This window comes from Caulobacter sp. (assembly GCF_035254145.1).
GTDB lineage: Bacteria > Pseudomonadota > Alphaproteobacteria > Caulobacterales > Caulobacteraceae > Caulobacter.
The window spans coordinates 1-8,377 of record NZ_DATFAV010000193.1; the positions used below are offsets into that span (position 1 = coordinate 1).

Consider the following 8,377-nt stretch of genomic DNA (forward strand, 5'->3'; position numbering starts at 1 on the left):
AATCGACCGGCGTGCTATGGCTTGGCTTCCCAAGGAGTCGCCCATGGCCCGCCGCGTCGCCCTCGTCTCTCTGCTGGTCGCCGATTACGACGAGGCGATCGCCTTCTATGTCGGCAAGCTGGGGTTCACCCTTGTCGAGGACACCGACATGGGCGGCGGCAAGCGTTGGGTGGTCGTTTCGCCCGGCGCCGACGGGACGGATTTCCTGCTGGCCAAGGCCATCGGCGACCAGGCTCAAACGATCGGCCGCCAGGGCGGCGGCCGTGTCTGGCTATTCCTGCACACCGACGACTTCGCCGGCGACCACGCGCGCATGAGCGCGGCCGGCGTCAGGTTCCTGGAAGCGCCCCGACACGAGGCCTATGGCGTGGTGGCGGTCTTCGAGGATCTGTACGGCAATCGCTGGGACCTGCTGCAGCCTGGGAACTGACCGCCATGACACGCCTGCTGGTCCTTATCGCGACCTTCCTCGTCCTTTCGGTCCCCGCGACCGCCGCGCCCAGGTCGGAGAAGGTCCGGGTGCTCTATCTCGATCAATCGGTCGGCTGGGTTCACGCGCCGGTCGCGCCGCCCGCCAACAGCAACGGCCCGACCCTGTCGGAGACCGCCATGGCCGAGATCGGCGCGCGATCGGGCGCGTTCAGCGTCCGGTCCACGCGCGACGCCAGCACGATCACGCCGGAGACGCTGAAGGACGTCGACGTCCTGATCTTCTACACGACCGGGGCCCTGCCCATCGCGCCGGCCAATTGGGCCGCGATCCAGGCGTGGATCGAGAGCGGCCGAGGCGGCTTCATCGGCCTGCACAGCGCCACCGACACCGGCTGGCCGTATGAGGGGCCGGGACAGAGCTACACCGCCTTCATCAACGGCAAGTTCGCCGGCCATCCCTGGACGCAAGGCACGCCGATCACGGTTCAGGCGCTGGGCAGCCCGTCCGACGCGGCCAATCAGGCTTGGCCGCGCCGCTTCGCCTACGCCGAAGAAATCTATCAGTACGCCGACTACGATCCTGATCGCGTGCGCGCCCTGCAAGCCCTCGATTTCAGCGACATGGCCCTGAAGCGCCCGTGGTTCGTGCCGGTCACCTGGACTCGCCAGATCGGCCAGGGGCGCCTGTTCTTCACCAACCTTGGCCATACGCCCAGCACCTGGGACGATCCGCGCTATCGCAGACAGATCGTCGACGCCGTCCGGTGGACCGCTCACCGCGTCCCGGGAACCGCGGAACCCAATCCGCGCGAACAGGCGCTGTGGGCCCTGCGTTCGCTGCTGGCCTACGATGGACGTCCGAAGGCCGAGATCGAGGCGCGGACGGCGAAGCTGGCCAAGGCCGATCCCGCTTGGCTGCGGGAAGCCGCGGCGCGCTCGGCCACCCTGCGTCCGCTGTGGCCGGCCAAGCCCGACGGCGACCGCACCCCGTTCGAGACCGCCTACTCCGCCTTGCTGGCGGACGTGCTGGCGAAATCGGCGGACTGATCGGGCCCGAACGCTTCGGCGGCGTAGGTCCGCAGTTGCGCGGCGATGTCCCCCGGCCAGGTCTCGATGCGCGTTTCGAACGCCATGTCGTCGCCCGCGAAGAGCGCCCGCATGGCCTCTTCGAAGCCCGGCAGGTCGCCGGCCATGGCCGAGGCGAACCGATAGGCCGATGCGCGCGACGCTCGAACGCGGTCGGGTCCCTCGGCGGCCCGGCGCGCGGTCTCGACCAGCTTGCGCAAGGCCACCGAGGCGCCGCCCGGCTGGCTGGCCAGCCATTCCCAGTGCCGCGGCAGCAGGGTCACCTCGCGGGCGACCACGCCCAGCTTGGGTCGTCCCCGCCCGCGCGGAGCGTCCGCCGGTTCGGCCAGCCGACGGGCCAGGTTCTCGGGGCCTCCGCCCAGATCGAAATCGACCGCCGCGCCGTCCGGACCGAAGATCAGGACGCCCGCCTCTCCCGCAAGGCGTTGCGCCGCCAGGGCCGCATCCAGGCGCGAGCCCGAAGCCACCCGATCGGAGCCTCGGAATACGACGTAACCACCGTCCATCACTGCAGCCCTCGTGCGTTCAACGCCTCGATCCAGTGTTTTCGGCGTTCCTTCAGGCGGCTGTCGCGTCCGAACCTGTCCAGGCCCTCGGCGTCGACGATCTCGACCGGCTCGAAGACAAAGGCCTCCGCGCCGTGCGCGTTCCAGGCCGATTGCAGCGCTGGCTCGCGGTGCGAGCCTTGCCGCAGCGAGAACCACACGCCGCTCTGGCGGGTGGCGAGATCCGGCGTCGCGCCGATCCAGACCTCGTTGGTCGAAGAGCAGCGGACCGCGTAGATCCCCGCCTCGACCTTGCGTTCCTTGTATGCGCGCAGCAGCGCCTTGCGTCCGGACATGACGACCTCCAGGAGGCGTCTTTTACCCGGGCGAAAATCGAAGTCAATATTGCCCGGGTATTATTTCTTGGGTTCCGGCTGGATCGGCCGATAGGCGACATAGCCCCGCTCGACGATACGGCGGGTGGCCTCGTAGACGGCGGTCAGTTCCTCGTAGGCGGTCCGCAGATGCGTCAGCCGGGCCACCTGGGCCTCGGAAAGACTGGGGGCCGCTTCGGTCATCGTGGCGGCTTCGGTCACCCAGCGGCCACGCGCATTGGCGGCCGCCACAGCCAGGCGCTGGAAACGTTCGCCCTCCACGCGCACGACGCCAGCGCCCAGAACCGCGCGATTGGAGGCGAAGGCGGTATAATCGATCTGCTCGAGATAGCCGCGCAGGCGACGCTGGACCTGGGGGTCCGTGTCGGTCGGCTCGAAATGGTCGCCGCTGCGACGCGTGTTGGATGTCATGATGGACATGACGGCCTCCGATCCGGCCGAATCGGCCGCTCAGACGAAAAGCGTGCGCCCGACAGCTTAAGGACGGGTTGAGAGACCCCCACCCGTCCTCCGCGCGATCAGAGCAGCTTTCGGAAGCCGATCCGCACCGTGCGGCCCAGCGGATCGAGATAGTCGCGCTGGTAGGCCTGGGGCGTCGCGCCGTTCTGGTCGTGGACCGACTGCTTGGCGTCGAAGATGTTCTCGAAGTTCAGCGACAGTTGCGCGCCCTTCAGGATCGGGAACCGATCGACGGCCTTCTTCCGCGCCGGGACGTTGAAATTGGCGAAGAAGTTCACGCCCACGGTGGCCAGATCCGAGAAGTACAGCGTCTGGCCGCCGGTCGCGCCGCCGTTGACCCAGGTCGAGGCCTTCCAGGCGCCGTTGAAGCGCATGCCCAGCCCGTCCTTGAAATAGCCGCCCTGGATCTGGACCTCGTGGCGCGGCTGGCCCGCGCGCGCGCTGATCGCCGAACCGTCCAGCTGGTCCAGGACCGGCAGGCCCTTGCGGATGGTGATCTCGTCGGTCAAGCGCCAGGTGTGGTAGACCGACAGCTGGAACATGCCCTGCCCCGGCCGCATCATGCCCATCGGCGGACCGCCGCCGCCGGGCCCGCCCGGACCACCGCCCGGAGGGCCACCGAAGCGCATGCCGCCGCCGGGACGCCCCGCCCCTCCGCCGAACCGGCCCATGCCTGGCCCGTCGGCCGCGCCCGGCGTGGGCTGGCCGATCGGCTTGAACAGGTTGAAGCCCCAGCGGATGTTCTCGCTCTGCGCGCTCGCGAAGTTCACCGGCCGAGCGTCGATCGCCAGCAGACGTCCCGTGGCGTCGCGCGTGAAGCGTTCGGGGAACGCGGCCTCCAGGTCCGGCGTGATCGCCGGGAACGAGGCGATCATGTTCTTGGTCTCGGCGCGAGTGTAGGTCGCGTTGAAGGTCAGCTCGAGCTTGTCGATCGGCTTGTAGTTCAAGCCCAGCTTCTGGACCTGGCGGTTGTCGTTGCGCAGGGCCGCGTTACCGCCGTCCGTGCGATTGATGATCACGGTCTGGCCGGTCGTGAAGTCGAACACCGAGACGTTCGGGGTCACCACCACCGGATCGTTGACCTGGTTGGTCGACGGCGCGCCCTCCTCGTCGGTGAAGCTGGCGATGAAGGTGATCTTCTTGATCGGCGACCAGTTGAGGCCGCCGCCCAGGGTGGTCAGTCCGCCCAGGTCCGACAGGTCATCGTAACCCAGGTTGAAATTGGCCGAGAGGTCGCCGGCCTTGGCCAGGAACCCCTGGCGCGTGCTCGTGAGCGGCAGGTTGAAGCTGCTCTGGAAGCTCTCGGTGATGCGGGTGATGTCCCGCGTCGTCGTGACGCCCGAACGGACGGTCTTGGCGTCGAGCGCCCTGCTGTTGGCCCCGACCTTGAAGGTCGTCTGCAGCGGTCCGGCTGGCAGCTGGACCAGATTGCCGTTCAGGACGAGCTCGGCGCTGGCCGCGGTCGAGACGGAATGGGCGGTGTCGGACGCCGCGGTCTTGTAGAGGCTGGGCGAAATCACGCCGAACGGATTGACGGTCGGATCACCGGCGGCCACCGCCGCCTGGAACGCCGAGGCGTCCAGACCGCGGCCCGTGGTGGTGTCGGTCTCGGTGCGGTCGAAGTCGCCAGTCAGGTTCCAGCGCCAGTCCTTGATCCGCCCGTTGGCGGCCATGCTGAGCTGGGTGCGCAGCGTATCGACGTCGCGCGCCAGGGCGCCGGGGGCGTCGATGTAGCGATAGCCCGTCACGGCCTGCGAGAACGGCGAGAACGGGCTGGCGGCCGGCAGGGTGAAGGTCACGCCGGGCAGGCCCAGCAAGGCGCGGCTGCTGGTGTCTTCCAGGTTGCCGCTGATCGTCAGCTGGGTCTGCTTGTTGATGTCGCGGCTATAGGAACCCCGCAGCGTCCCCTTGTCGGACCTGGAGATCAGCGAGCGATCGCTGGTCAGATCGCCAGTGTTGTAGCGGTTGGCCAGAGCGGCGAAGTCGGAAAGGCTGGCCTTGCCGTTCAGCGCCGACGCCGGAACGCCGGCATAGGTGACCACGCCGCCGGCCAGGCTCGACAGGGCCGGGATCTCGGCCCCGCCCACGCCGGCGATGTTGCCGGTCAGGTCGAACGGCTGGCCGTTCGGCGAGCGGACGATGTCGCGGTCCGTCTCCAGCAGATAGGGATCGTGCGACAGCTGGACGTCGAGGTTCCAGCGCCGGTCGCCGTCTATGTGCACGCGGTTGCCGCCCGCGCTGGGCGCGACGCGGCCGCCGTCGGTGGCCACGGTGGCGGCCGCCTGGCTCATCAGGGCGTTGTAGTTCTTCTTGAGGATGATGTTCACGACCCGCTGATCGGCCTTGTAGCCGTAGCTGAGCGCGACCTCCTCGGGCAGAATCTGGAACTTCTCGATCGCCTCGGGCGGAACGCCCTGGATCTCCTGCATGCCCGAGATGCGGCGGCCGTTGATCAGCAGCACCGGCCCGCCGCTGGAGTCGCGCCCCCGCGTGCTGGTGGTCTGCGGCGTCAGCATGGTCAGCAGTTCGCCGATGCTGGTCGCGCCGAAGCTCTGGATCTCGGCCTCGTTCAGCTCGATCTCGGGCTCGATATTGCCTTCGACCTTGCCGCGCGGGTCGGCCTGGATGGTCAGGCCCTCGACCTCGTTGGGGCCGTCGCTCTTGGCTTGCGTTTGCGTCTGCTCCCCGGCCGGGGGCGCCGACAGCGCCTGGGGCGCGGTCACGGCGGCGGTCGTTGGGTCCAGCGCGGCGGCGGCCAACCCATAGAGAAGCACGGAAAGGGTCATTCAGGCCCACGGAGACACGAGTTGCGAGGACGCCGACGCATGCCGACGCCAACGCGGAGTTGCTGCTCTTACGGGCCAAGGCCCGGCGTCGCAACGCCCCCGGCGTTATCCAAAGGCAATGCAGCATAAAGCGCACGCTGGTGTGTCTTCGAAGGTGGATATCGCGGCCCAAGCATTGAAATATCGCCACATTTTCGGCCAGGAGGCCTGTCGCCGGAAACGATGTTGCAGCGGCGAAACAAACCACGTCCCACGGTCGCGGCCTTGGCGTGAGCGCCCTTGCCAGCTCGGGGCGCGCAACCTGAGCGCGCTATCGTTCCAGAAAAGCCTGGAAGCCGCCGTAGATCATCCGCTTGCCGTCGAACGGCATGCTCGCCATGTCGCCCTTCAACCGCTCGTCGGCCATCACCTTGGCGTTGATGGCGTCGCGGGACGCCCGGTCCGGATAGGTGATCCACGAGAAGATCACGACCTCGTCCTCGGTGGCCTGCACGGCGCGCGGAAACGAGGTGAGTTCGCCATAGGGAACATCGTCGGCGACGCACTCCACATAGGACAAGGCGCCGTGTTCCAGCCAGACCTCGGCCCCCTTGCGGGCCATCTCCTTGTAGGCCTCCAACCGGTCCTTCGGGACGGGGACCACGAAACCGTCGACGTAAGCCATGATGCTTCTCCTTGGTCGTCGTTGAGGACACAAGGACGACTGAACGGCTCCAGTTCCGACAGTCCCGCCGATTTAGACGAGAAGAACGTCGGGCGAGCGTCGCAGCGATCGCGGCAGGTCTGGCCCGTATCCGAAGCGGACCACCAGGTCCGGCCTGCGCCCCCTCGCGCCAAGCCACGCGGCCAGCCGCGGGCGCGTGGACGGGTCCTCCACCGGCTGGTTCAGCAGGGCCAGCTTCAAGCCGGCGGCCGTCGCGCTCAGCGCGAACCGGGTGAAGGCGCGGCCGACGGCGATCCAATCGGGCGGCGTCTCGCCCGGCCCGGTGAAGACGGCCGCGCCAGCGGAGCTCCGCATCCAGCGTCCGAGCCGGTCGGCCTCGCTCCGAGGGGTCATCGCCAAAGGCAGCAGGCGCTGACCCAGCCAGCGCGGCGTGGTCACATTGCCCGACGCCCCCGCGAACAGGCCGTCTCGCCTGGCCAGGGCTTCCCCTGGGCTGAAGCGGATCCATTCGACCAGCTCGGCCATGAAGGCGCGGTCCGCGATCTGGGCCTTGTCGCCGGCCACCATCATCTCGGTCAAAACCGCGCGCTCGCTCGGATCCAGCACCAGGCGAAGCCCGACCTCGGGCCCGACGGCCGCCGCGAGCGCTCGCAGGGTCGCTGGGTCCACGGACCGGCCGTCATAGGTGGTCCTGGTCGAGGCGCGACGCGGGATCGCTCGGAACAGCGGCCCCGGACGCGGCGGCGCGGTGGTGAAGGCCACGCGGATATGGCCATCGGACGCGATCTGCGGTTCGCCGACCCAGCCATAGCCCAGGCCCGCCTGCAGCATCGTCTCCAGGGCGCATCCCAGGCTGACGAACAGGTGGTGGTCGTCGGGATCGACCACGCGCGTGCGCCGCGCATAGTCGGGAAGGATCCCGATCACGTGCGGCTCGATCCGGAACCGCCACGGCTGAGTGTTGTGACCGTTGGCGGCCAGGGTCGCGGCGCGGATCAGGGCCAGAGCCGGAAAACCGCCCCCGACGACCGGCGGCAGGCGCCACAGGTCATCGACGGCGCTCTGGTAGGGCGTCTCGCCGCGAGCGCAGCCCGTGACAAGCAGGGGCGCGGCGGCGATCAAGGCGCGGCGAGTGGTCATGACGGTCGCTCCGATAGCTAAAGCTACGCGCCGTTCGCCTCGCCGCCCTTGCGTCGCGTCAACCGGCCTACTCCGTCTTTAGATAAATTTCCGAGCCCTGCTCGCGGAACTTCTCGCTCATCTCGGCCATGCCCAGCTCGGCGCTGTTGGGCGCCTTGCCGGCCGCGAAGTCGCGGACTTCCTGGCTGATCTTCATCGAACAGAACTTGGGACCACACATCGAGCAGAAGTGGGCGGTCTTGTGCGCTTCCTTCGGCAGGGTCTCGTCGTGGAACTTGCGGGCCGTCTCCGGATCGAGGGCCAGGTTGAACTGGTCCTCCCAACGGAACTCGAACCGAGCGCGGCTGATCGCGTCGTCCCACATGGCCGCGCCGGGGTGACCCTTGGCGAGGTCGGCGGCGTGGGCGGCCAGCTTGTAGGTGATGACGCCGGTCTTGACGTCGTCGCGGTCCGGCAGGCCCAGGTGCTCCTTGGGCGTGACGTAGCAGAGCATCGCCGTGCCGAACCAGCCGATCATCGCCGCCCCGATGCCGCTGGTGATGTGGTCGTAGCCGGGCGCGATGTCGGTGGTGAGGGGCCCGAGCGTGTAGAACGGCGCCTCGTCGCACAGCTCGAGCTGCTTGGTCATGTTCTCGCGGATGAGGTGCATCGGGACGTGGCCCGGGCCCTCGATCATCACCTGGACATCCTGCGCCCAGGCCCGCCGGGTCAGCTCGCCCAGCGTCTCCAGCTCGCCGAACTGCGCGGCGTCGTTGGCGTCGGCGATCGACCCCGGCCGCAGCCCGTCACCGAGGCTGAAGCTCACGTCGTATGCCTTCATGATCTCGCAGATCTCGTCGAAGTGCGTGTAGAGGAAGTTCTCCTGGTGGTGGGCGAGGCACCACTTGGCGAGGATGCTTCCGCCGCGGCTCACGATGCCGGTCACCCGCT

Annotated in this window: 9 protein-coding genes; 2 read left to right on the forward strand and 7 right to left on the reverse strand. The window is 68.4% G+C overall.

Going from position 1 to position 8,377, the window contains the following annotated elements:
• Nucleotides 1–43: 43 nt before the first annotated feature.
• Together VJ655_RS11860 and VJ655_RS11865 are read left to right on the forward strand one after the other, a co-directional pair.
• Entirely contained in the window at nt 44–430 is a 387-nt protein-coding gene (locus VJ655_RS11860) for a VOC family protein (RefSeq protein WP_324111292.1), read from the forward strand.
• 5 nt (nt 431–435) lie between these two features.
• Nucleotides 436–1,479 carry a ThuA domain-containing protein gene (locus VJ655_RS11865; RefSeq protein ID WP_324111294.1) on the forward strand — a complete coding sequence of 348 codons (1,044 nt, stop codon included), beginning with the start codon at nt 436–438 and terminating at the stop codon, nt 1,477–1,479.
• Here VJ655_RS11865 and VJ655_RS11870 read toward each other — a convergent pair.
• The 7 genes from VJ655_RS11870 to thiC form a co-directional block, all read right to left on the reverse strand.
• Complete coding sequence (locus tag VJ655_RS11870; protein WP_324111296.1) at nt 1,434–2,024, reverse strand: DUF2239 family protein; 591 nt, start codon at nt 2,022–2,024, stop codon at nt 1,434–1,436. The two genes, VJ655_RS11865 and VJ655_RS11870, sit on opposite strands and share 46 nt — an antisense overlap.
• Nucleotides 2,024–2,359, reverse strand: a complete 336-nt coding sequence (locus VJ655_RS11875; protein ID WP_324111298.1) for a GIY-YIG nuclease family protein — start codon at nt 2,357–2,359, stop codon at nt 2,024–2,026. Before VJ655_RS11875 ends, VJ655_RS11870 begins: the two co-directional genes overlap by 1 nt.
• A 60-nt stretch (nt 2,360–2,419) precedes the next feature.
• Entirely contained in the window at nt 2,420–2,818 is a 399-nt protein-coding gene (locus tag VJ655_RS11880; protein WP_324111300.1) for a hypothetical protein, read from the reverse strand.
• 98 nt (nt 2,819–2,916) lie between these two features.
• A complete protein-coding gene (locus VJ655_RS11885) occupies nt 2,917–5,643 on the reverse strand; it encodes a TonB-dependent receptor (RefSeq protein WP_324111303.1) in 2,727 nt (908 codons plus the stop codon).
• A 310-nt stretch (nt 5,644–5,953) separates the two neighbouring features.
• Nucleotides 5,954–6,307, reverse strand: coding sequence for a DUF1428 domain-containing protein (locus tag VJ655_RS11890; protein WP_324111305.1), 354 nt, complete (start codon nt 6,305–6,307; stop codon nt 5,954–5,956).
• A 72-nt stretch (nt 6,308–6,379) separates the two neighbouring features.
• Nucleotides 6,380–7,447: an Acg family FMN-binding oxidoreductase gene (locus tag VJ655_RS11895; protein ID WP_324111306.1), complete on the reverse strand. Its 1,068-nt coding sequence runs from the start codon at nt 7,445–7,447 to the stop codon at nt 6,380–6,382.
• A 67-nt stretch (nt 7,448–7,514) separates the two neighbouring features.
• On the reverse strand, nt 7,515–8,377 hold an 863-nt coding region (thiC, locus tag VJ655_RS11900), incomplete at its 5' end, for a phosphomethylpyrimidine synthase ThiC (RefSeq protein WP_324111308.1).

Excerpts from the sequence above, each read along its gene's own strand:
- VJ655_RS11860 (WP_324111292.1), top strand. The coding sequence starts at position 44 with ATGGCCCGCCGCGTCGCCCTCGTCTCTCTGCTGGTCGCCGATTACGAC.
- VJ655_RS11865 (WP_324111294.1), top strand. The coding sequence starts at position 436 with ATGACACGCCTGCTGGTCCTTATCGCGACCTTCCTCGTCCTTTCGGTC.
- VJ655_RS11870 (WP_324111296.1), bottom strand. The coding sequence starts at position 2,024 with ATGGACGGTGGTTACGTCGTATTCCGAGGCTCCGATCGGGTGGCTTCG.
- VJ655_RS11875 (WP_324111298.1), bottom strand. The coding sequence starts at position 2,359 with ATGTCCGGACGCAAGGCGCTGCTGCGCGCATACAAGGAACGCAAGGTC.
- VJ655_RS11880 (WP_324111300.1), bottom strand. The coding sequence starts at position 2,818 with ATGTCCATCATGACATCCAACACGCGTCGCAGCGGCGACCATTTCGAG.
- VJ655_RS11885 (WP_324111303.1), bottom strand. The coding sequence starts at position 5,643 with ATGACCCTTTCCGTGCTTCTCTATGGGTTGGCCGCCGCCGCGCTGGAC.
- VJ655_RS11890 (WP_324111305.1), bottom strand. The coding sequence starts at position 6,307 with ATGGCTTACGTCGACGGTTTCGTGGTCCCCGTCCCGAAGGACCGGTTG.
- VJ655_RS11895 (WP_324111306.1), bottom strand. The coding sequence starts at position 7,447 with ATGACCACTCGCCGCGCCTTGATCGCCGCCGCGCCCCTGCTTGTCACG.